At 56.2% G+C, this 21,005-nt stretch carries 22 protein-coding genes; 13 read left to right on the plus strand and 9 right to left on the minus strand.

Annotation, left to right across the window (positions count from 1 at the left end):
- Nucleotide 1 precedes the first annotated feature (1 nt).
- On the plus strand, nucleotides 2–1,324 hold the full coding sequence (locus AC2CGP_RS09105) for a cytosine deaminase (RefSeq protein WP_015703651.1): 1,323 nt from the start codon (nucleotides 2–4) through the stop codon (nucleotides 1,322–1,324).
- Here AC2CGP_RS09105 and tsgA read toward each other — a convergent pair.
- Entirely contained in the window at nucleotides 1,321–2,499 is a 1,179-nt protein-coding gene (tsgA, locus tag AC2CGP_RS09110; protein WP_015369396.1) for an MFS transporter TsgA, read from the minus strand. The genes AC2CGP_RS09105 and tsgA overlap by 4 nt on opposite strands.
- 277 nt (nucleotides 2,500–2,776) lie before the next feature.
- Between tsgA and ppiA the strand changes: the two genes are divergently transcribed.
- The 5 genes from ppiA (at nucleotide 2,777) to argD (ending at nucleotide 6,118) form a co-directional block, all read left to right on the plus strand.
- Nucleotides 2,777–3,346 (plus strand): peptidylprolyl isomerase A, encoded by a 570-nt coding sequence (gene ppiA, locus AC2CGP_RS09115; RefSeq protein WP_015369397.1) that lies wholly within the window; start codon nucleotides 2,777–2,779, stop codon nucleotides 3,344–3,346.
- A gap of 106 nt (nucleotides 3,347–3,452) precedes the next feature.
- The gene (locus AC2CGP_RS09120; RefSeq protein WP_015703650.1) at nucleotides 3,453–3,620 is read left to right on the plus strand and encodes a YhfG family protein; all 168 of its coding nucleotides are present in this window, start codon (nucleotides 3,453–3,455) and stop codon (nucleotides 3,618–3,620) included.
- Nucleotides 3,610–4,212 carry a putative adenosine monophosphate-protein transferase Fic gene (locus AC2CGP_RS09125; protein WP_032713183.1) on the plus strand — a complete coding sequence of 201 codons (603 nt, stop codon included), beginning with the start codon at nucleotides 3,610–3,612 and terminating at the stop codon, nucleotides 4,210–4,212. Before AC2CGP_RS09120 ends, AC2CGP_RS09125 begins: the two co-directional genes overlap by 11 nt.
- Before the next feature lie 32 nt (nucleotides 4,213–4,244).
- Nucleotides 4,245–4,808: an aminodeoxychorismate synthase component 2 gene (gene pabA, locus AC2CGP_RS09130; protein WP_015369400.1), complete on the plus strand. Its 564-nt coding sequence runs from the start codon at nucleotides 4,245–4,247 to the stop codon at nucleotides 4,806–4,808.
- An 89-nt stretch (nucleotides 4,809–4,897) separates the two neighbouring features.
- Complete coding sequence (argD, locus tag AC2CGP_RS09135; RefSeq protein WP_045364989.1) at nucleotides 4,898–6,118, plus strand: bifunctional acetylornithine/succinyldiaminopimelate transaminase; 1,221 nt, start codon at nucleotides 4,898–4,900, stop codon at nucleotides 6,116–6,118.
- On the opposite strand, the gene AC2CGP_RS09140 is transcribed toward argD, so the two are convergent.
- On the minus strand, nucleotides 6,108–8,186 hold the full coding sequence (locus AC2CGP_RS09140) for a YccS/YhfK family putative transporter (protein WP_015369402.1): 2,079 nt from the start codon (nucleotides 8,184–8,186) through the stop codon (nucleotides 6,108–6,110). The genes argD and AC2CGP_RS09140 overlap by 11 nt on opposite strands.
- A 50-nt stretch (nucleotides 8,187–8,236) precedes the next feature.
- The gene (gene crp / locus AC2CGP_RS09145) at nucleotides 8,237–8,869 is read right to left on the minus strand and encodes a cAMP-activated global transcriptional regulator CRP (RefSeq protein ID WP_000242758.1); all 633 of its coding nucleotides are present in this window, start codon (nucleotides 8,867–8,869) and stop codon (nucleotides 8,237–8,239) included.
- Between the two features lie 304 nt (nucleotides 8,870–9,173).
- On the opposite strand from crp, the gene AC2CGP_RS09150 reads away from it, so the two are divergent.
- On the plus strand, nucleotides 9,174–9,578 hold the full coding sequence (locus AC2CGP_RS09150) for an OsmC family protein (RefSeq protein ID WP_015703648.1): 405 nt from the start codon (nucleotides 9,174–9,176) through the stop codon (nucleotides 9,576–9,578).
- A gap of 62 nt (nucleotides 9,579–9,640) precedes the next feature.
- Here AC2CGP_RS09150 and AC2CGP_RS09155 read toward each other — a convergent pair whose 3' ends face one another.
- From AC2CGP_RS09155 to AC2CGP_RS09170, 4 genes are all read right to left on the minus strand, one after another.
- Nucleotides 9,641–10,510, minus strand: coding sequence for a phosphoribulokinase (locus tag AC2CGP_RS09155; protein ID WP_015369404.1), 870 nt, complete (start codon nucleotides 10,508–10,510; stop codon nucleotides 9,641–9,643).
- Nucleotides 10,511–10,582: 72 nt separating this feature from the next.
- Nucleotides 10,583–10,801 (minus strand): YheU family protein, encoded by a 219-nt coding sequence (locus AC2CGP_RS09160; protein WP_015369405.1) that lies wholly within the window; start codon nucleotides 10,799–10,801, stop codon nucleotides 10,583–10,585.
- A complete protein-coding gene (locus AC2CGP_RS09165; protein ID WP_015703647.1) occupies nucleotides 10,798–11,820 on the minus strand; it encodes a hydrolase in 1,023 nt (340 codons plus the stop codon). Before AC2CGP_RS09165 ends, AC2CGP_RS09160 begins: the two co-directional genes overlap by 4 nt.
- An 80-nt stretch (nucleotides 11,821–11,900) precedes the next feature.
- A complete protein-coding gene (locus AC2CGP_RS09170; RefSeq protein ID WP_108684469.1) occupies nucleotides 11,901–12,620 on the minus strand; it encodes an NUDIX hydrolase in 720 nt (239 codons plus the stop codon).
- A gap of 197 nt (nucleotides 12,621–12,817) precedes the next feature.
- On the opposite strand from AC2CGP_RS09170, the gene prs reads away from it, so the two are divergent.
- Both prs and AC2CGP_RS09180 read left to right on the plus strand, forming a co-directional pair.
- A complete protein-coding gene (gene prs / locus AC2CGP_RS09175) occupies nucleotides 12,818–13,687 on the plus strand; it encodes a ribose-phosphate diphosphokinase (RefSeq protein WP_046883946.1) in 870 nt (289 codons plus the stop codon).
- A 4-nt stretch (nucleotides 13,688–13,691) separates the two neighbouring features.
- The gene (locus AC2CGP_RS09180) at nucleotides 13,692–15,182 is read left to right on the plus strand and encodes a nicotinate phosphoribosyltransferase (protein WP_042893925.1); all 1,491 of its coding nucleotides are present in this window, start codon (nucleotides 13,692–13,694) and stop codon (nucleotides 15,180–15,182) included.
- A 56-nt stretch (nucleotides 15,183–15,238) separates the two neighbouring features.
- Here the strand turns inward: AC2CGP_RS09180 and AC2CGP_RS09185 are convergent, their stop codons facing one another.
- Entirely contained in the window at nucleotides 15,239–17,143 is a 1,905-nt protein-coding gene (locus AC2CGP_RS09185) for an ABC transporter ATP-binding protein (RefSeq protein WP_020077810.1), read from the minus strand.
- A 173-nt stretch (nucleotides 17,144–17,316) separates the two neighbouring features.
- Here AC2CGP_RS09185 and kefG point away from each other — a divergent pair, with 173 nt between their 5' ends.
- The 4 genes from kefG to slyD all read left to right on the plus strand — a co-directional run bounded on the left by kefG (nucleotide 17,317) and on the right by slyD (nucleotide 20,571).
- Nucleotides 17,317–17,880 carry a glutathione-regulated potassium-efflux system ancillary protein KefG gene (gene kefG / locus AC2CGP_RS09190; RefSeq protein ID WP_015369408.1) on the plus strand — a complete coding sequence of 188 codons (564 nt, stop codon included), beginning with the start codon at nucleotides 17,317–17,319 and terminating at the stop codon, nucleotides 17,878–17,880.
- Complete coding sequence (gene kefB, locus AC2CGP_RS09195; RefSeq protein WP_015369409.1) at nucleotides 17,867–19,672, plus strand: glutathione-regulated potassium-efflux system protein KefB; 1,806 nt, start codon at nucleotides 17,867–17,869, stop codon at nucleotides 19,670–19,672. Before kefG ends, kefB begins: the two co-directional genes overlap by 14 nt.
- A gap of 13 nt (nucleotides 19,673–19,685) precedes the next feature.
- Nucleotides 19,686–19,886 (plus strand): YheV family putative zinc ribbon protein, encoded by a 201-nt coding sequence (locus AC2CGP_RS09200; RefSeq protein WP_004106389.1) that lies wholly within the window; start codon nucleotides 19,686–19,688, stop codon nucleotides 19,884–19,886.
- Nucleotides 19,887–19,980: 94 nt separating this feature from the next.
- Complete coding sequence (slyD, locus tag AC2CGP_RS09205; RefSeq protein ID WP_015369410.1) at nucleotides 19,981–20,571, plus strand: peptidylprolyl isomerase; 591 nt, start codon at nucleotides 19,981–19,983, stop codon at nucleotides 20,569–20,571.
- A gap of 57 nt (nucleotides 20,572–20,628) precedes the next feature.
- On the opposite strand, the gene AC2CGP_RS09210 is transcribed toward slyD, so the two are convergent.
- The gene (locus AC2CGP_RS09210) at nucleotides 20,629–20,847 is read right to left on the minus strand and encodes a protein SlyX (protein WP_484502328.1); all 219 of its coding nucleotides are present in this window, start codon (nucleotides 20,845–20,847) and stop codon (nucleotides 20,629–20,631) included.
- Nucleotides 20,848–21,005: the final 158 nt, after the last annotated feature.

The following is a 21,005-nucleotide window of genomic DNA, read 5'->3' on the forward strand; positions in this document are numbered from 1 at the left end:
TATGTCGACAACGCCACTGTGGTTAATTCAGAACGTCCATCTGCCAAAGAAGGAAGGGCTGTGGCAGATTGCGATTGATAAAGGGCGATTCGGCGACATTACGCCGATGGGAGAGGCGCGCAGCGAGAGCTACGAAGTGCTTAACGCCCGCGGCGGATTGGCCATCCCGCCGTTTATCGAACCGCACATTCATCTCGATACCACGCAGACGGCGGGAGAACCGAACTGGAACCAGTCCGGAACGTTGTTCGAAGGGATTGAGCGTTGGGCGGAGCGTAAAGCGCTGCTAAGCCATGAGGATGTGAAAGCCCGTGCGTGGAAAACCCTGCGCTGGCAAATCGCTAACGGCATCCAGTTTGTCCGCACCCATGTCGATGTTTCTGACCCGTCTCTGACGGCGCTGAAAGCGATGCTGGAAGTCAAACAAGAGGTAGCGCCGTGGGTCGATTTGCAGATAGTCGCCTTCCCCCAGGAAGGGATTTTATCCTACCCCAATGGTGAGAGTTTGCTGGAGGAGGCGTTACGGCTGGGCGCCGATGTGGTTGGGGCGATCCCGCATTTCGAATTTACTCGTGAATACGGAGTGGAATCGCTGCATATCGCTTTCCGTCTGGCGCAGAAATACCAGCGTCCGCTGGATATCCACTGTGATGAAATTGACGATGAACAGTCGCGCTTTGTCGAAACGGTCGCCGCGCTGGCATTAAAAGAGGGAATCGGCCCACGGGTGACCGCGAGTCATACGACCGCGATGCACTCCTACAATGGCGCTTATACCTCGCGGCTGTTCCGCCTGTTAAAACTCTCGGGCATTAACTTCGTCGCCAACCCGCTGGTCAATATTCATCTGCAGGGGCGCTTTGATGACTACCCGAAGCGGCGCGGCGTGACGCGAGTTAAGGAGCTGATGGCGGCCGGCATTAATGTCTGTTTTGGCCACGATGATGTGTTCGACCCATGGTATCCGTTGGGAACCGGCAACATGCTACAGGTGCTGCATATGGGGCTACACGTTTGCCAGTTGATGGGCTATCAGCAGATTAACGACAGTCTGCAGCTGATTACCCACAACAGCGCCAGAACCTTTGGGCTCAATGATTACGGCATTGCTACCGGCAACCCGGCCAATCTGGTGATCTTGCCGGCGGAAAACGGTTTTGAAGCCGTACGCTGCCAGGTGCCGGTACGGTGGTCAATTCGTCAGGGAAGGGTCATTGCGACTACGCAGCTGGCGCAGACGTGGATACAGACCGATAAAGGTGGCGAGGAGTTGTTTTTTACCAAAAATAGCCCCTTTGCCGAAGCAAAGGGGCCTAAGGCTTAGTGCGCCGACGCGTTCTGACGGTGGCGGGAAACGAAGCCAAGGAGCAGACACATCACGAATACCACGGCATAGAGGCCGTTCGCGGTGTGCAGCGCGGCCAGCGGGCCGCTGGCCGCGACGATCGGCCCGGTCACCACGAAGGTCAGCATGGTGCCGATAGTGCCGCAGGTCAGAATGAAGTTCACCAGCTTCGGTGAAGCGACTTTAGTCTGCTGCGAGCCCAGAGTAATGATCGAGGTATAGATGGCGCTGGAGAAGAAGCCAAGGGTCAGGATGAACCACGGCATATGCTCCGGCGAACCGTTAATGAACAGATACATCAGGACTGTCGCCAGGCCCGCCAGCACGGTCAGGATGCGCTGCAGGTCGAAGAAGCGCAGGATGAAGCTGAACGACCACATGCCGATCATATAGGACATCCAGAAATCGCTGACCAACTTACCGGCATCGCCGAGGCTCATGCCGAGGCCTTTGGCATATTCCGGTACCCAGGAGATAAAGCCCAACTGGCCGAGGATGTAGCACAGCGCGGCGATGGAAAGGAACAGCACGCCGATGCCCCATTTCTCTTTCACTACCGGCTGGCTGTTTTCCGCCAGCGCTTTGTTGCCAAGCACCGGGAACTCACAGCCGAAAGTCAGCACGAAAATAGCAACGTAGACCAGGCCGATACAGGCGTAAACCCAGTACCACTCGATGCTGCGCGCTAGCAGAACGGCGGCGACCATCGGGAAGATCATCCCTGCCATGCTGAAGAAGGAGTCGGTGAACAGCAGACGCGCGCCGCGCTGGCGGCCTTCATACATGTGGGTAATCAGGAAAGTACCGATCGACATGGTGATCCCGCTGACCAGACCGAGCACGAACATCGACGCGGAGAACAGCGTCAGGCTGTGGCCGAACATCAGCCCGGCGATAGCTAACAGCATCAGGATAAAGCCGAAGCGCAGCTGGGTTTTCAGCGGCACGATCTCCATCAGCCAGGCATTCAGGAAGATAGAAATCAGAATACCGGCATTGAGGAAGGTAAAGGTGTTACTCATACTGGACACCGGCAGATGGAAATAATCCGCGATGTTCCCCATCACCATCCCGGTGACGATCACCAACGCGCCGGTCAGGGCGTAGGAGAAAAAGCTGATCCATGTGAGCTTGATACGATTGCTGTTAGTCATGACAGGCCTGTGAATAGATAGGTAAAGCGCGTTGACGCTGCGCCGGGCGCACAGATTTTATTCATTCAAGTGATGAAGGCAAACGTTTATATTGAAATGTAGAGCTTATTGCATGGTTTTGTGTGACATTGATCACATTAATAAGATTGCTCACCCCTGAGTCAGTTCGTAACAAGTGTTTCAGCTAAGTAAAATTAGGTAAAAGGCTAGCCCGCTATGCAAAGGCTCTTTAGAATCAAGGCACTTGCTTTTTACTCTGCTCCGTTAAGGAATTTCCATGCTCAAATCCACTCTGGCGGCGATGGCTGCCGTATTCGCCATTTCAGCATTCTCCCCCGCCATGGCGGCCAAGGGCGACCCGCACGTACTGCTGACCACTTCTGCTGGCAACATCGAGTTGGAGCTGAATAGCCAGAAGGCGCCGATTTCTGTCGATAACTTCCTGAAGTACGTGAACAGCGGTTTCTATAACAACACGACCTTCCACCGGGTGATCCCAGGCTTTATGGTGCAGGGCGGCGGCTTTAACGAGCAGATGCAGCAAAAGCAGCCGAACCCGCCGATTAAAAACGAAGCCGACAACGGCCTGCGTAATACCCGCGGGACAATCGCCATGGCGCGTACCGCCGATCAGGACAGCGCGACCAGCCAGTTCTTCATCAACGTGGCTGATAACGCTTTCCTCGACCACGGGCAGCGTGATTTTGGCTACGCGGTATTTGGTAAAGTGGTGAAGGGAATGGACGTCGCCGACAAAATTTCTCAGGTTCCGACCCACAACGTCGGCCCATACCAAAATGTTCCGTCCAAACCGGTCGTTATTCTCTCGGCGAAAGTGCTGCCGTAATCTTCTTCAGGCGCGGGCGGTCCGCCTGCGCCCAGCTTGCCTCTCTGCGTAACCTGAAATTGCTGCTTATACTTGTGGCACACAGGGGACGATAAGGGAGGCGACCATGCGTTTACTCACCGATAAACAAAAATCCCGGCTCTGGGAACAGACCCGCAATGCCAATTTTCAGGCCAGCCGACGCCTTGAAGGCGCGACGGTACCGCTCGTTACCTTGACGGCTGAGGAAGCGCTGGCGCGTCTTGCCGAGCTGAGGAGGCGTCATGAGCGCTAAATATGGTGACGATCGCGACCCCTATCTCTATCCGACGCTGGATGTGTTGCGTAATCGGCTGGGTATTCGTCAGGCGCAGCGGCTGGAACAAACGGCATGGGAATTCACTTCGCTGCGCGCGGCGACGATCCCGTTGGGCCCGCGCGGCCGCGGCTTACCGCATCTGTGCGCCATTCACCGGCAACTTTATCAGGATCTCTTTGACTGGGCGGGCAAACTGCGGGAAATCGATATCTACCAGGGCGATACGCCGTTTTGCCACTTCGCGTGGATAGAGAAAGAGGGCAACGCGCTGATGCGCAAGCTGGAAGAAGAGGACTATCTGTGTGAACAACCCCGGGAGACGTTCGTCGAACGCCTGAGCTGGTACTACGGCGAAATCAATGTCCTGCACCCGTTCCGCCTTGGCAACGGCCTGACGCAAAGGATCTTCTTCGAACAGTTGGCCATTCACGCCGGCTACCTGCTCGACTGGCGGGGTATTGAGCCGGATGCGTGGAGCCAGGCTAACCAGTTGGGCGCGATGGGCGACCCGGAACCGCTGGAGCGTATCTTTCGTAAAGTGGTAAGCGAAGCGCGGGAATCTGAGTAGAATAGCCCGGTTTTGTTTTTTCCGGAGCCGCTATGATCCTGCTAATCGATAACTATGACTCTTTCACCTGGAATCTGTACCAGTACTTTTGCGAACTGGGGGCGGAGGTGCTGGTTAAGCGTAACGATGAGTTAACGCTGGCAGAGATAGCGTCGCTGGCGCCGGAGAAAATCGTTATTTCGCCGGGCCCCTGCACGCCCGATGAGTCAGGTATTTCGCTGGACGTTATCCGCCGCTATGCCGGAAAAACCCCGCTGCTCGGCGTGTGTCTGGGTCATCAGGCTATCGCCCAGGTCTTCGGCGCCGCCATCGTACGCGCCGCGCAGGTCATGCATGGTAAAACGTCGCTTATTGAGCACAACGGCGAGGGCGTTTTTAAGGGGTTAAACAACCCGCTCACCGTTACGCGTTACCATTCATTAGTTATCGACCCGCCAACCCTTCCCGCGGATTTTATCGTTACCGCCCGCAGCGCCAGCGGTGAAATCATGGGTATCCGCCATCGCCAGTGGGATCTCGAAGGCGTGCAGTTCCACCCGGAGAGTATTCTTAGCGAACAGGGACACCAACTGCTGGAAAACTTCCTTAAACGCTGATTTATAGTTGCCATGAGTTGATTTATTATGCATATTTTGTGATTAAAACATCGCATTCATTGCACATTACACAGAAGGATGGGCATCACATGGCAACAGAGCAACCGGCAATCACCCGCGCCACATTCGATGAAGTCATTCTGCCGATTTATGCACCGGCGGAGTTTATTCCGGTGAAGGGGAAAGGCAGCCGCGTTTGGGATCAGCAGGGCAAAGAGTACGTTGATTTTGCCGGCGGGATTGCGGTGACCGCGCTGGGCCACTGCCACCCGGCGCTGGTGGCGGCGCTGCACGAGCAGGGCGAAACCCTGTGGCACACCAGCAACGTTTTTACCAACGAGCCGGCGCTGCGCCTGGGTCGCCAGCTGGTGGACGCTACTTTTGCCGAACGCGTGGTGTTTATGAACTCCGGTACGGAAGCCAATGAAACGGCGTTCAAGCTGGCGCGTCATTACGCAATCACTCGCCATAGCCCGTACAAAACCAAAATCATCGCTTTCCATAATGCCTTCCACGGACGGTCGCTGTTCACCGTCTCGGTTGGTGGTCAGCCGAAATACTCTGACGGTTTCGGGCCGAAACCGGCAGATATCGTGCATGTCCCATTTAACGATCTCGAGGCGGTGAAAGCGGTGATCGATGACCATACCTGCGCGGTGGTGGTTGAGCCGATTCAGGGCGAGGGCGGGGTAATGGCGGCGACGCCGGCGTTCCTGCAGGGGCTGCGCGAACTGTGCGACCAGCATCAGGCGCTGCTGGTATTTGATGAAGTGCAGTGCGGTATGGGCCGTACCGGTTCGCTGTTCGCCTATATGCATTACGGCGTGACCCCGGATATCCTGACCAGCGCGAAAGCGCTCGGCGGCGGTTTCCCGATTAGCGCGATGTTGACCACCAATGAAATTGCCAGCGCCTTCCATGCCGGTTCCCATGGCTCCACCTACGGCGGCAATCCGCTGGCCTGCGCGGTGGCGACCGCGGCTTTCAACCTGATTAACACGCCGCAGGTGCTGGAGGGCGTGAATGCCAAACGGGCGCTGTTTGTCGAACACCTGCAGCAGATCGATGCGCAGTTTGATCTGTTCAGCGACATCCGCGGCATGGGGCTGTTAATCGGCGCCGCGCTTAAGCCGCAGCATCATGGACGCGCGCGCGATTTCCTCTATGCCGCGGCGGAGGCCGGGGTGATGGTGTTAAACGCCGGGCCGGACGTAATGCGCTTTGTGCCGTCGCTGGTGATTGATGATAGCGATATCGCCGAAGGGATGGCGCGCTTTGCGCAGGCGGTTAAAAACGTGCTTAGCGCCTAGTCGTGCGTAGCCAGATGCCGTGATGCGGACGCTGACGCCATGCCACCGACGAAATGGTGTGCATGGTGTTCAGATGGCCGAGGATCCGCTGCAGATGCTGCTCAAGGGTGCTGAGCGGCCCACGCAACACTTCCCCGTCCTGGGATTCCATAATATTTACATCGCCCGCGCTGCCCGGCCCGTCTGAATCCAGACGCTGCTGACAGCGCTGTAGCGCAATTTCACAAGATTCCAGATACCGCTGCGCCAGGTCAGGCGTTAGCATCGTATGCTCGCGCGCCAGCGTGGTCATGGCGTTGATATGCTCAACGATAAACTGGCTATGGGTTACCCACAGCTTCATATCTTCCAGATAGTGCGAGTTAAAACCCGGTTCCTGCATCGCCTGGTTAAGCGAGTTATACAGGGCGTTGTGCGCCTGGTTGACGCGCATACGCTGGTAGGCCAACGCCGGGGCCTGCGGATCGGCGCTAAGTATCAGCCGAATAGCCTCCTGATCGGCCTCCAGAGCATCGTGGGCGTTTTTACGCAGCAGGCCGCTCTGCCATTGCGGCCATAGCCAGACCATCCCGCCAAAGGCGATCAGACAGCCAATGATGGTATCGATAAAGCGGGCGACGATGAACTGCTCGCCGTTAAGCGTTAGCAACTGCAGGGTGTATACCGCGGTGACGGTAAAGCCCACCATCGCCCAGCCGTAGTGTTTACGAATGATGAGATAGCTCAGCAGCGTGATGAACAACATACCGCTTAACGTATAGCTCTCCGGTACGTGGAAGTGTAAGGTCAGCCAGGCGATCACCAGGCCCGCCAGGGTGCCTGCCGCCCGGTGGACAATCCGCACGCGGGTGGCGCCGTAACCGTTTTGCGTCACGAACAGCACGGTCATCAGGATCCAGTAAGGCTTCGGCAGGTGCAGGGCGCTGCCCATCAGGCTGGCGATGCTCAACATTACGCTGATGCGCGCGGCGTTGCGCAGCGCCGGGGATTTCAATGACAGGTAGTTCTTCAGGGCCGGTAGCAGCGGCAGGCGTCGTTCTTTGTCCGCCATCAGGTTACGTGCGTACAGCGGGCGCTGAGTACGTAGCACGCGGGCGATACGACTGAAGTGCCAGGCGCAGAACTGGCCAACTGGGTTATCGGGATGCTGATAGGCGATTTTTTCCAGCGCGCCGATTTGCTTATCCATCTGAAAGCGGCGCGGGTAGCGGTGGTAGAGAATATCATCCGCCAGCACCCGCAGACGAGCGGCGACGGTCTGCGCGTTCCAGCGGATGACCGCTTCCGCATGGCTGCGCTCCACCAGTTTTTGCACCTCTTCCGGCTGGTGCAGGCTCACTGAAATATGTTCCTGCAGATCCAGCCCAACCTGGAACGCGCGCAGCAGTCGCTTATGATCGCTACGCTGGTTGGCGGCTAACATATGCATCTGCTGATAGCACTGGGTAATTAAATCGACTACCTTCTGCTGGCGGGTAAGCAGCGGCGGCAGGGAGGTCGTCGGATCAGTGTGCTGCGTCAGGAGGCTATATTTGGCCTCGCAATAGTTAGCCAGTTCGCGGTAAAGCAGGCTTAACGACTCGCGCAGCGGCTGCTCTCGCCAGAGCCAAAACCAGAACCAGTTAAAGAGTCCGTACCACAAGGTTCCCAGCGCATAGATAAGCAGCGGCTCCCAGATGGGCATATTGCCGGCCAGGCTTAAGGTAAAAATGGCGGCGATAAGCGATGCCGGCAACAGGCGAGCGTGTAGCGAGCTGATTTCCGCCGTCACGCCGAGAATCAGCGCCAGCGCGCTGAGGATAAGCGGCAACGGGATGTCGCGCGCCAGAAGCAATTGCACAATCAGGCTGCTGCCGGCAAACAGGCAGCCGCCAACGATCAGGCGTTTGAAAAAACGTTTATGCGGGGTGTCGAGACCGGCAATATTGCAACAGGCGGGAACTAAAGAGAACAGCAGCCCTTGCTGCAGATGGCCGAGCAGAAGCCCGATGGCCACAGGTAGACACAGCACCAGCGTTTGCCGCAGTGCATAGTTGACTTCCGGGTGGTAAATCAGCCTGCGCCACATGGGAGAAACAAAAACGGCGTACTGCGCGGAGCAATACGCCGTTTAGCGACTTAACGGGTACCGTAGACGACGATAGTTTTACCGTGTGCCGAGATCAGGTTTTGATCTTCCAGCATCTTCAGAATACGGCCGACGGTTTCACGAGAGCAACCGACGATCTGGCCAATTTCCTGGCGGGTGATTTTGATCTGCATCCCGTCCGGGTGAGTCATGGCATCAGGCTGTTTCGCCAGATTCAGTAAGGTCTGAGCGATACGGCCCGTCACGTCGAGGAAAGCAAGGTTACCGACTTTCTCGGAAGTGACCTGCAGACGACGCGCCATCTGCGAGGAGAGGCGCATCAGGATGTCCGGGTTCACCTGGATTAACTGACGGAATTTTTTGTAAGAGATCTCGGCCACTTCACATGCGGTTTTCGCACGTACCCAGGCACTACGTTCCTGACCTTCTTCAAACAGGCCTAATTCACCGATGAAATCGCCCTGGTTGAGGTAAGAGAGGATCATCTCTTTACCTTCTTCATCCTTGATGAGTACAGCCACGGAGCCTTTTACGATGTAGTAAAGCGTTTCCGCTTTCTCACCCTGGTGAATCAGCGTGCTCTTTGATGGGTACTTATGAATGTGGCAATGAGACAAGAACCATTCAAGGGTAGGGTCTGTTTGCGGTTTGCCAAGCACCATGCGCGGTTATCCTCTGTTATAAGCTATCTCCGGACGCCGACACTACACGGCATCCGGGCATGCAATCGTATTTTTCCCTATGCCTGGGAAGCTGGCTGCTCAATTTATGCAGCCTGTAATGTGAACTCCTCAGCATACATGCGGTACATCAATGTATTACTGTAGCATCCAGACTGTTTTAGCATAGCTTTCACCGCATGTCTCCTGGTGTCTCGCTTCAGCATGACCCAGGTCGCCTTCCGTTGCGAGATTTGTTATGTGCGCGTAATCTGTCAGGAAAATTGCAACAGCGGAGTTAAATTTTATGCAAGCGCGTGTGAAATGGGTGGAAGGTCTAACCTTCATCGGTGAGTCGGCCTCCGGCCACCAGATTTTAATGGATGGCAACTCCGGGGACAAAGCGCCCAGCCCGATGGAAATGGTGTTAATGGCGGCGGGCGGCTGTAGCGCAATTGACGTGGTGTCTATCCTGCAAAAAGGGCGTCAAAACGTCACCAACTGCGAAGTGAAGCTGACCTCTGAACGCCGTGAAGAGGCGCCGCGCCTGTTCACCCATATCAATCTGCACTTTATCGTCACCGGTAAAGAGCTGAAGGATGCGGCGGTGTCCCGGGCGGTGGATTTATCCGCGGAGAAGTACTGCTCGGTGGCGCTGATGCTGGAAAAGGCGGTCAACATCACCCACTCTTACGAAGTCATCGAAGCCTGAGACGAATTGACGTAGCGGGACGCTAACCCCGGCAGCACGGCGACCGGGGTTTTATTTTGCCCTTAACTAATGGTTTTGCCTTCCATCAAGCGCTCGACCAGCGGCGCCATAATGAGCTCCATCGCCAGCCCCATCTTACCGCCCGGCACCACCAGGGTGTTCATATGCGAGATAAACGACCCCTGTAGCATCGCCAACAGCCAGGGATAATCAATCCCCTGCAAATTGCGAAAGTGAATCACCACGAAGCTTTCGTCGAGCGATGGAATGCCTTTGGCGGCAAATGGATTCGAGGTATCGACCGTCGGCACGCGCTGGAAGTTGATATGGGTGCGTGAGAACTGGGGGGTGATGAAATTGATATAGTCTTCCATCGAACGTACCACCGAGTCCATCACCGCTTCGCGCGAATGGCCGCGTTCGCTGGTATCGCGAATGAGCTTCTGGATCCATTCAAGGTTGACGATCGGCACCACGCCGACCAGCAGGTCGACATGTTTCGCCACGTCATGCTGCGGCGTCACCACGCCGCCGTGCAGCCCCTCATAAAACAGCACGTCGGTCGGTTCAGGCAGCGGCTGCCACGGGGTAAAGGTGCCGGGAACCTGATTCCAGGGAACCGCTTCATCATAGGTATGGAGATATTTTCGCGACTGGCCCTTGCCGAATTCGCCGTACTCTAAAAAGGTGCGTTCAAGCAGGCTGAAGTCGTTGGCTTCCGGGCCGAAGTAGCTGATGTGTTTGCCCTGATCGCGCGCTTTGCGGATCGCCATGTCCATTTCCGGGCGAGTATAGCGATGGAAGCTATCCCCTTCGACCTCCGCGGCATGCAGGTTCAGCTGCGAGAAAATTTTGCGAAACGCGAGGCTGGTGGTGGTGGTGCCCGCGCCGCTGGAGCCCGTGACTGCGATCACTGGATGTTTGGCAGACATAACAACTCCCTGATTAAGTGATGGTGTGTCGCCGTATCGCGCCAGGCTCTCGCGGTTAGAGGGGCATGGCGCTTAGCCGTTAAACATCTTGCGGGGCATGATGTTGACCGTCTCGTGCAGTTCTGACCACACCAGTACGGCCTCCCCGGTTTTAAGCTGCTGTTTTACATCGGCGACTTTATCGGCAAGCGAACGTTCATGTTCACCATAATCGGTGCCTTCGCGCAACACAAAGCTTTCAATCAGATTATCCAGCGTTTCGGGATCGAGATCCTGCCAGGGAATAATCATGCTTGTCCTCCCAGCCAGCGGGTTAACCAATCCGGAATACGTTGCTCCAGCCACATTTGCGGTTTTCGCAGCGTACCGCCGACAAAGCCAACGTGGCCGCCTTGTTCCGTGAGCTGATATTCGACGTTAGCCGGCAGCTGTTCCTGCGGCGGTATTGAATGATGGTCCATAAATGGATCGTCTTTTGCGTGAATGATCAGCGTCGGCTTGGTGATATCGCTTAAGCGCGGCATCGCGCTGCACTGTCGGTAATAGTCTAGCGCATCGGCGAAACCGTGGATTTTGGCGGTGATCATGTCGTCGAATTCGCGGATGCGGCGCATGCTTTTGAGCTGGCGAAGATCCACCGGCAGCGAGCCTGGATAGGCTTTCAGCTTGCGCGAGGCGTTGGCTTTCAGCAGGTTGAGCAGGTAACGTTGATAGACGCGCGAAAATCCTTTATCCATATGGTAGCTGCAGGCTTCCAGCATAAAGGGCGCCGAGACAATGACGGCCGCATCGAGCGGAATATTGTCGCCTTCTTTCGCCAGCAGACAGCCCAGCATGTTGCCGCCAAGCGAATAGCCTACCGCCGCCGTCGGCGCGGCGCCGAATTCACGCCGCAACCAGTGCAGGAACCAGGTGCCGTCTTCCGTTTCGCCAGAGTGATAAATACGACTGTTGCGATTCGGCTCGCCGCTGCAGCCGCGAAAATGCATCACCACCCCGAGCCAGCCGCGCTGCATGGCGGCGTGAATTAAACCGTGGGCGTAAGGGCTATGCAGGCTGCCTTCCAGACCGTGAAAAACCACCAGCCGCGGTTTGTGGCGCGCGCCAGCAGGGTCTTCGCTCCAGGCCAGATCGACGAAATCGCCATCCGGCAGCTCAAGGCGCTGCCAGTGCGGCGTAAATCGGAGCTTGCGGCGGATGATCCGCGGCAGCATGGTTTGCAGATGACGATTGCCCACGCCGCGCATCGGATGGAATTCGCGCGAATCGTTATCGGGGGGCGTCACTGCTGTCGGGGTTATTTCAACCATAGTACCAGGATTATTAAGAAACTTTTAGAACACTATACCGCGCATAAAAGTGGGCGGTTAGCCAATATGTGGTCTTGCGGCTAATCGGCAAGCAGATTGCGCGAGAAGAGGTGGATATCCGCACCGGGCTTGAGCCGCCACAATCGCGCCTTTCGCGCCCCTGTCGCCAGCGTTTCTCCGGTTTCTTCGAACATGCCGGAGGCCTCAAAACGGCGGATTAGGCTTTTACGCTGAATCGGCTGGCCGAGGATGATTTCGGTCGCTTCCTGCAACTGGCCGTGGGTAAAGGTATCCCCCAAACAGTAAACAGGCAATAACGAATACATCGTTTTCTGGCGCAGGCGCTCCAGCGCGGCGCTGACTATCTGCCGATGATCGAAGGCAAGGTGATACTCATCAAGCTGCTGGACCGGCACCCAGCGGGCGTCGCTGACGCTGGCGATATGCGGCTGACAATCGACCCAGGCGATTAGCGCGAACCAGGCAACGGTCAGGCTCCAACCGCGCGGATCGCGGTCCGGTCCGGAAAAGGTACCGAACTGCTCCAGCCATGAAGGGGAAATGCCGGTTTTTTCCGTCAGCTTCCGCAGCGCCGTAGTGCGGGTGGACTCATCGTGGCCCGTATCGATAAATCCGCCGGGCAGCCCCCATGCGCCTTGCTGTGGCGGATTCGCGCGTTCAACCAACAGTACGCACAGCGCTCCCTGATGAAGGGTAAACAGCACGCTGTCGACGGTCACCAGCGGTGAAGGAAAACGGCTGGCGTCGTAGTGGTTGAGGTAATCGGCGTCGGTGGTCATAACATGCTCGCTGCGCAATAAGAACGCCGACAAGTGTACCAGCCCCCTTCAGAGCGGCAAGTGGCTATTTTTTCCTTCTATCTTTCAATGGGTTAATTCTTTTTCGTCGCGGAACGATATTTAATGCTTGCATGAATAGTGTCTTAAGGACATTATCAATTGTGTCCAAGAGACATAATTTAGGCGAGGAGGCCATCATGAGCGAAAAATTCACACTTTTGCTGGACGATACAGCGGTAACCCTTGCCAGCGGCGTCTTCCCTGATGGCGCAGGCTGGCTGAAAGTGACCGGTGAGCTGCCGGCCTCCGCCGCGTTAATGCGCATTCGGGCGGTCGCGCTACGTGATATGAATGATTTTATGCTGCTGGCCCAGTTGGTGGAGGCCGTTCGCCATGTGACCGATGTCGCCTTCAGCCATCTGGAGCTGCCATGGCTGCCGTGGGCGCGCCAGGATCGCCATATGGTGCCAGGCGACAGCTTTGCGCTGAAAGTTTTTGCACAGCAGCTGAATACACTGGGATTCGACAAAATTGTAGTCCTCGACCCGCATAGTGAGGCCGCGGCGGCGGCGGTAAACAACCTGGTCGCGATTAGCCAACAACAGTGCATGTTGCAGAACTCCCATCTGCGACGTGCCATCGCCGCCGGGAAGTTAATGCTGGTGGCGCCGGATGCTGGAGCGTTAAAGAAAATTCAGTATGTCGCTAAAGCCTGTGGCGCCAGCGAGTTTGCGATCCTCAGTAAGGAGCGAGATGTCGCTAGCGGCGCGTTAACAGGCTTTTCGCTGCTGGCCGGAGAGGTGGCGGGTAAAGCGGTACTGATCGTTGATGATCTTTGCGATGCCGGTGGAACGTTTATCGGCTCGGCGCAGGTCCTGCGTGACGCCGGCGCGCGTAGCGTTAGCCTGTACGTGACGCATGGCGTCTTTTCTAAAGGCATTACGCATCTATTGAATAATGGCATCGATGCTATTTACTCCACCACCTCTTATGCCTCTGCGGCTTTAGTCCATCCACAGCTGGAACTGATTGATATTGAAACCATTTACCGCGCTTATTGGGGATAACAAAATGAAAATGAATCCGATTCTGGCTATCGATGGTTATAAAGTTTCCCATCGCGTTCAGTATCCACAGGGGACGACTAAGGTCTATTCGAATTTTACGCCGCGCGGCGACCGTTTCTTTCAGTCGCCGCTAGCGGATGGCAAGTTGGTATTCTTCGGCTTACAGGGTTTTTTACAGTGGTTCCTCATCGATCTGTTTAACGAGGGCTTTTTCGCTCGTCCGGAAGAGGAAGTGGTCAGCGAGTATAAGCAGGTTATGGACGGCTACCTGGGACGGGATAGTGTCGCGGTAGATCATATCCGCGAGCTGCATCAGCTAGGCTACCTGCCGCTGCACATCAAAGCGCTGGATGAAGGCACGAAAGTGCCGATGAAGGTACCGGTTTTAACCATCACCAATACCCTGCCGCAGTTTTTCTGGCTGGTGAACTATCTGGAGACGGTCCTTTCGGCAGAACTGTGGAAAACGTCGACTAATGCCACTATCGCGCATCACTATCGTCTGATCTGCGAACGCTGGGCGGAGCAAACCTGTAGCGATCTGACACATCTGGATTTTCAATGCCACGACTTTTCGTTTCGCGGCATGTCCGGGCTACATGACGCCGCACAGTCTGGCAGCGGGCATCTGATTAGCTTTAAAGGGACGGATAGCCTGCCTGCGCTGCTCTACGCTCGTGATTACTATACTCGGGGTGAAGAAGACACGATCGGCGCCAGCATCCCCGCTACCGAGCATAGCGTGATGTGTATGGGCGAGCGGGCTCGGGAGATAGAAACTTTTCGCCGGCTCATCGCTGACGTCCACCCGCAGGGGTTTGTCTCTATTGTTTCCGATACCTGGGATTACTGGCAGGTACTGACCGAGTATACCCGCGAACTGAAAGCCGTCATTATGCAACGCCAGGGACGTGTGGTATTCCGACCGGACAGCGGCGATCCGGTGGCTATCCTCTGCGGCACTGCCGCCGATGATGATACCCGCAGCGATCGTCGCGCCGAGGAGAAAGGTTCGGTTGAGGTGCTGTGGGAAATCTTTGGCGGGACGATTAACGAGAAGGGGTATAAGGTGCTGGACCCCCACGTAGGTCTGATTTATGGCGATTCTATTACGCTTGCGAGAGCGGATGAGATCCTGCGTCGCCTGGAAGCTAAAGGCTTTGCCAGCGCTAACGTGGTATTCGGGGTGGGTTCATATACCTACCAGTACAATACGCGTGATACTTTCGGCTTTGCGATGAAAGCCACCTGGGGAGAAGTGAATGGCGAAGGAAGAGCGCTCTTTAAGGAGCCAAAAACCGACAACGGCCTGAAACGTTCTGCGCGCGGGCTGTTACGCGTAGCGCGCGATGCCAGCGGCGAGCTACGGCTGCATGACGATCAAAGCCAGGAGCAAGAAGGTCAGGGAGAGCTAACCACTCGTTTCCTTGATGGCCAGCTGTTTGGTTACGAATCATTGTCACAGATCCGCGCCCGGCTGGCGGCGCAGCGTTGATGCCAGGCGAATGAAAAAAGGCGGGATATCCCGCCTTTTGTTGTCACTGTCTTGCATTAACCTTCCTGCAGCATCCGCTCCAGCTGTTCCTGCGCGTCCAGCCACGCCATTTCACACTCTTCGAGCCCTGATTTGGCGCTCGCCTGCTGCTGCAGGCACGCGGTTAATTCCGCTTTGCGCGAGGCGTCATATAACTCGCTGTCGCCCAGTTTCTCTTCCGCCTGCGCCAGCTGCGCGTTGAGTTTATCCATCTCTTTTTCCAGCCGGGCGATCTCTTTACGCAGCGGTTGCGTTTGCGTGCGCAGTTCGGCTTCGCGGCGTTTTTGATCCTTACGCGCTTGCGCGCTGTTGCCGTTATCCTTCGGCGCTTCAGAAGTCTGGTTTTCCTGCTTCTGCGAATCACTCAGCCACTGCTGATAATCTTCCAGATCGCCATCAAACGGTTCAACTTTACCGTCGTGTACGAGATACAGATCGTCAGTGGTGGAGCGGATCAGGTGACGATCGTGCGAGACCACGACCAGCGCCCCTTCGAAGTCGATCAGCGCTTCGGTTAAGGCCTGACGCATATCAAGATCAAGGTGGTTGGTCGGTTCATCGAGCAGCAGTAGGTTAGGGCGCTGCCAGACGATTAACGCCAGCACCAGGCGCGCTTTTTCGCCGCCGGAGAAACGGCGGGTCTCTTCGCTGACTTTATCCCCCTGGAATCCAAAGCCGCCGAGGTAGTCGCGCAGTTTTTGTTCCAGCTCCTGCGGCGCCAGGCGGGCCAGATGCTGTATCGGCGACTCATCGGCGCGCAGGAATTCGAGCTGATGCTGGGCGAAGTAACCGAGCTTAATCCCTTTCGCCAGGCCAATTTCACCGGACAGCGGCTGTAATTCACCGGCCAGTAGCTTAATCAGCGTTGATTTACCGGCGCCGTTGCGCCCCAGCAGACCGATACGCGAACCGGGCACCAGGTTCAGCTTGATGGAGTCGAGAATAATCCGTTCGCCGTAGCCGGCGCTGACTTTTTCCATCTTGAGTAACGGGTTCGGCAGGCTTTCCGGCGCGCGGAAGCTGAAGTGGAACGGGTTATCGACGTGCGCCGGGGCGATAAGCTCCATGCGCTCAAGCATTTTGATACGGCTCTGCGCCTGCTTCGCTTTGGTGGCCTTGGCGCGGAAGCGGTCGATATAGCTCTGCAAGTGGGCTACGCGCTGCTGCTGGCTTTCATACATGGCCTGCTGCTGCGACAGACGGGTCGCGCGCTGGATTTCAAACGAGCTGTAGTTACCGGTGTATTCGAACATCGTTTGCTGTTCGATATGAATAATTTTATCGACGATCGGATCGAGGAAATCACGATCGTGGGAAATCAGGATCAGCGTACCGGTATAGCCTTTCAGCCATTTTTCCAGCCAGATCACCGCATCAAGATCGAGGTGGTTGGTCGGTTCGTCGAGCAGCAGCAGGTCGGAACGGCAGATCAGCGCCTGCGCGAGGTTTAAGCGCATACGCCAGCCGCCGGAGAAATCACTGACCGGGCGCTCAAGCTGCTCGTTACTGAAACCAAGGCCGTGTAGCAGGCTGGCGGCACGGGAACGAATCGTCCAGGCGTCAATGGCATCCAGCTTACCGTGGACGGTAGCGATGGCGTGGCCGTCGTCGCGCTCATTGGCCTGCTGTAAATCGGCTTCCAGCTTGCGGAACTCGCGATCGCCATCAATAACATAATCAATAGCCGGTTGCGGCAGGGCCGGCGTTTCCTGATTAACCCACGCCAGCTGCCAGTTGCTCGGGAAGGTCATGGAGCCGCCGTCGGCGCTTATCTCGTTTTTCAAAAGCGAAAGCAACGTAGATTTACCGCAGCCGTTTTTACCCACCAGACCGACCTTCTGGCCAGGATTGATGGTGGCGGTGGCGTTGTCCAGCAGGACGCGTACGCCGCGACGAATTTGTAACGAGGAGAAAACAATCATAAGGCGCCGTATGTTCAGACTATGTTAATTTGTCTTTATGATAATGTAGTGTGTAAGCGAAACGCTCCATAGGGCCGCAATGGTAGCCCAAAATGAAGACGATAGACAAAGTCATTCTGGTTGCGTCGAGACGCAGCCGCTTCGCAAGCCGCCAGATGACGTTCGGGAGGGGAATGATGTCTCAGACAGCGAAAGTGTTGCTGCTGTATGCCCACCCAGAATCTCAGGATTCCGTGGCCAACCGGGTTTTGCTTGAACCGGCCTTACAGTTGCCGAATGTCACCGTGCACGATCTTTATGCGCACTATCCAGATTTTTTTATTGATATCGCCCATGAGCAGGATCTCCTGCGTCAGCATCAGGTGATTGTTTTCCAACATCCACTGTATACGTGGAGCTGCCCGGCATTGTTGAAAGAGTGGCTGGACCGGGTGCTGAGCCGCGGCTTCGCCAGCGGCGCGGGAGGAAATCAACTGGCGGGAAAGTACTGGCGTAGCGTGATCACCACCGGCGAGCCGGAGAGCGCTTACCGCCGCGATGCTAATCGCTATCCGATGAATGATATTCTGCGCCCTTTTGAGTTAACGGCCGGCATGTGCCGCATGCACTGGCTGAGTCCGATTATTGTCTACTGGGCGCGCCGACAGCGGCCGGAAGATTTGCAAAGCCACGCCCGCGCATATCGCGATTGGCTCGCGAATCCTGTTGCTACAGGAGGCGTCAATGGCGGGAGCTGATTTGCTATTAGCAGGTGTACTGTTTTTGTTTGCCGCCGTGGTGGCGGTACCGCTGGCGGCCCGGCTGGGCATTGGCGCCGTGCTCGGCTACCTGCTGGCCGGGATTGCGATTGGCCCGTGGGGGCTTGGCTTTATTAGCGATGTGGATGAAATTCTTCACTTTTCCGAGCTTGGCGTTGTATTCCTGATGTTCATCATCGGCCTTGAGCTTAATCCGGCCAAACTGTGGCAACTGCGCAACTCGATATTCGGCGTCGGCGCGGCGCAGGTGCTGTTTAGCGCGGCGATCCTCGGCGGATTGCTGGTGGTCACCGGGTTTTCGTGGCAGGCGGCCGTGGTGGGCGGTATTGGGTTAGCAATGTCCTCTACCGCGATGGCGCTGCAGCTGATGCGCGAGAAGGGAATGAGCCGTAACGAATCCGGCCAGTTGGGCTTTTCAGTACTGTTATTTCAGGATTTAGCGGTGATCCCGGCGCTGGCGCTGGTCCCGCTGCTCGCCGGACACGGCGACGATAACTTCAACTGGATGTCGGTGGGGATGAAGGTGCTGGCATTCGCCGGCATGCTGATTGGCGGCCGTTTTCTGCTGCGCCCGGTATTCCGTTTTATCGCCGGTTCCGGCGTGCGTGAGGTATTTACCGCCGCCACGCTGCTGCTGGTGCTGGGTTCCGCGCTGTTTATGGACGCCCTGGGGCTGTCGATGGCGCTGGGGACTTTTATCGCCGGCGTGCTGCTGGCGGAAAGCGAATATCGCCACGAGCTGGAAATCGCTATTGAGCCGTTTAAAGGCTTGCTGCTGGGGCTGTTTTTTATCTCCGTCGGCATGGCGCTGAATCTTGGCGTGCTATATACCCATCTGTTGTGGGTCGCGCTGAGCGTCGCCGCGCTGGTGGCGGTTAAAGCGTTGGTGCTTTATGTATTGGCCCGGCTATATGGTTTGCGCAGCTCCGAGCGCACGCAGTTCGCCGGCGTATTGAGCCAGGGCGGCGAGTTCGCCTTTGTTCTCTTTTCCATGCCGGCTTCGCAGAAGCTGTTCCATAACGATCAAATGGCGCTGCTGCTGGTTACCGTAACCTTATCGATGATGACCACGCCGCTCCTGATGAAGGTCATTGATAAAGTGCTGTCGCGACGGCTTAACCCGGCGGAGGATACCGATGAGGCGCCATGGGTCGAGGATGATAAGCCACAGGTGATTATCGTTGGCTTCGGGCGTTTTGGTCAGGTGATTGGGCGCCTGCTGATGGCCAATAAAATGCGTATTACCGTGCTTGAACGCGATATCAGCGCGGTCAACCTGATGCGCAAATATGGCTACAAAGTCTATTTCGGCGATGCGACGCAGCTTGAGCTGCTGCGTTCGGCGGGGGCGGAAGAGGCGCAGTCTATTGTGATTACCTGCAACGAGCCGGAAGATACCATGAAGCTGGTGGAGATGTGCCAACAGCATTTTCCCCACCTCCATATTCTGGCGCGTGCGCGGGGGCGCGTAGAGGCGCATGAGCTATTACAGGCCGGCGTGACGCAGTTCTCGCGAGAAACCTTCTCCAGCGCCCTGGAATTGGGGCGCAAGGCGCTGGTGACCCTGGGAATGCATCCGCATCAGGCGCAGCGCGCGCAGTTGCACTTTCGACGCCTCGATATGCGAATGCTGCGCGAGTTAATGCCGGTGCATACTGATACCGTACAGATATCCCGCGTGCGGGAAGCCCGGCGCGAGCTGGAAGAGATTTTTGAGCGTGAAATGCAGAAAGAAAGCCGGCAGCTGGACGGCTGGGACGAGTTTGAATAGAAGGTAGAGCAAAATGGCGGTACGTAAACGTTTTATTGCCGGCGCAAAATGCCCGGCGTGCCAGGCGCAGGATTCACTGGCGATGTGGCGCGAGAATAATGTCGATATTGTTGAGTGCGTTAAGTGCGGACATCAGATGCGCGAGGCCGATAAAGAGGTCCGCGAGCACGTTCGTAAAGAAGAGCAAGTGATCGGCATTTTTCATCCGGACTAGCGTTATCTGTCGCCTTTTTTTAAGCTAAAGGGTACACGGCTGCAGAATTCCGCTACAATCTGCGCCACTATTCTTCCCATGCTCAGGAGATATCATGAAAGTAGCAAAAGACCTGGTGGTCAGCCTGGCCTATCAGGTACGTACAGAAGACGGTGTGTTGGTTGATGAGTCTCCGGTGAGTGCGCCGCTGGACTACCTGCATGGTCACGGTTCCCTGATTTCCGGCCTGGAAAACGCATTAAACGGCCACGAAGTGGGCGACAAATTTGATGTCGAAGTCGGCGCGAATGACGCGTACGGCCAGTATGACGAAAACCTGGTTCAGCGCGTTCCTAAAGACGTTTTCATGGGCGTTGACGAACTGCAGGTTGGCATGCGCTTCCTGGCTGAAACCGACCAGGGTCCGGTACCGGTAGAAATCACCGAAGTCGGCGACGATTTCGTGGTGGTTGACGGCAACCACATGCTGGCTGGCCAGAATCTGAAGTTCAACGTAGAAGTTGTCGCCCTGCGCGAAGCCACTGCAGAAGAGCTGGAGCACGGTCACGTACACGGCGCTCATGGCCACGATCACGATCATGACCACGGTCATGACGGTTGCTGCGGCGGCCACGGCCACGATCATGGTCACGACCATGAACACGGCAAAGGTGGTTGCGGTAACGGTGGTTGCGGTTGCCACTAATGGCGTCGCGTTCGCGCGAATAGCCAAAAAAGCGGGGAAACCCGCTTTTTTTACGTCTCAATAATGCGGAGGCGGCGTCTCTTCAGACTGTGACGCGATGTGCGACGGCTGTGTCGCTTTCAATTTTTCGATCATCAAGCGCATATGTTCGCGCATTTTGGCCATTTCTATTTCATGCGCCGTGACGGTTTTGTTGAGGTCCTCGATGGTGATCTCCTGAAACGCCAGTCGGCTTTCCAGTTCCGCCAGACGCGTCTCCATTGTGGTATCGTTCATAGGTCGCCTCTTCTGTCTTGTTTGCGGGCGGATTCTACTCAAGTTTCCGCGTTAACGCAGCATCGTAACGTCAGAGAGGAAACTAATTCATACAAAAATAGTCTGAAATGAGGCGATATTCAGGTAGGTCCGTATGTAGATTTGTTCTGCAACGTTCT

The sequence above is a fragment of the Klebsiella sp. SYXHC3 genome (assembly GCF_057196925.1).

Coding starts and splice junctions, on each gene's coding strand:
- AC2CGP_RS09105 (WP_015703651.1), top strand. CDS start 2: ATGTCGACAACGCCACTGTGGTTAATTCAGAACGTCCATCTGCCAAAG.
- tsgA (WP_015369396.1), bottom strand. CDS start 2,499: ATGACTAACAGCAATCGTATCAAGCTCACATGGATCAGCTTTTTCTCC.
- ppiA (WP_015369397.1), top strand. CDS start 2,777: ATGCTCAAATCCACTCTGGCGGCGATGGCTGCCGTATTCGCCATTTCA.
- AC2CGP_RS09120 (WP_015703650.1), top strand. CDS start 3,453: ATGCGTTTACTCACCGATAAACAAAAATCCCGGCTCTGGGAACAGACC.
- AC2CGP_RS09125 (WP_032713183.1), top strand. CDS start 3,610: ATGAGCGCTAAATATGGTGACGATCGCGACCCCTATCTCTATCCGACG.
- pabA (WP_015369400.1), top strand. CDS start 4,245: ATGATCCTGCTAATCGATAACTATGACTCTTTCACCTGGAATCTGTAC.
- argD (WP_045364989.1), top strand. CDS start 4,898: ATGGCAACAGAGCAACCGGCAATCACCCGCGCCACATTCGATGAAGTC.
- AC2CGP_RS09140 (WP_015369402.1), bottom strand. CDS start 8,186: ATGTGGCGCAGGCTGATTTACCACCCGGAAGTCAACTATGCACTGCGG.
- crp (WP_000242758.1), bottom strand. CDS start 8,869: ATGGTGCTTGGCAAACCGCAAACAGACCCTACCCTTGAATGGTTCTTG.
- AC2CGP_RS09150 (WP_015703648.1), top strand. CDS start 9,174: ATGCAAGCGCGTGTGAAATGGGTGGAAGGTCTAACCTTCATCGGTGAG.
- AC2CGP_RS09155 (WP_015369404.1), bottom strand. CDS start 10,510: ATGTCTGCCAAACATCCAGTGATCGCAGTCACGGGCTCCAGCGGCGCG.
- AC2CGP_RS09160 (WP_015369405.1), bottom strand. CDS start 10,801: ATGATTATTCCCTGGCAGGATCTCGATCCCGAAACGCTGGATAATCTG.
- AC2CGP_RS09165 (WP_015703647.1), bottom strand. CDS start 11,820: ATGGTTGAAATAACCCCGACAGCAGTGACGCCCCCCGATAACGATTCG.
- AC2CGP_RS09170 (WP_108684469.1), bottom strand. CDS start 12,620: ATGACCACCGACGCCGATTACCTCAACCACTACGACGCCAGCCGTTTT.
- prs (WP_046883946.1), top strand. CDS start 12,818: ATGAGCGAAAAATTCACACTTTTGCTGGACGATACAGCGGTAACCCTT.
- AC2CGP_RS09180 (WP_042893925.1), top strand. CDS start 13,692: ATGAAAATGAATCCGATTCTGGCTATCGATGGTTATAAAGTTTCCCAT.
- AC2CGP_RS09185 (WP_020077810.1), bottom strand. CDS start 17,143: ATGATTGTTTTCTCCTCGTTACAAATTCGTCGCGGCGTACGCGTCCTG.
- kefG (WP_015369408.1), top strand. CDS start 17,317: ATGATGTCTCAGACAGCGAAAGTGTTGCTGCTGTATGCCCACCCAGAA.
- kefB (WP_015369409.1), top strand. CDS start 17,867: ATGGCGGGAGCTGATTTGCTATTAGCAGGTGTACTGTTTTTGTTTGCC.
- AC2CGP_RS09200 (WP_004106389.1), top strand. CDS start 19,686: ATGGCGGTACGTAAACGTTTTATTGCCGGCGCAAAATGCCCGGCGTGC.
- slyD (WP_015369410.1), top strand. CDS start 19,981: ATGAAAGTAGCAAAAGACCTGGTGGTCAGCCTGGCCTATCAGGTACGT.
- AC2CGP_RS09210 (WP_484502328.1), bottom strand. CDS start 20,847: ATGAACGATACCACAATGGAGACGCGTCTGGCGGAACTGGAAAGCCGA.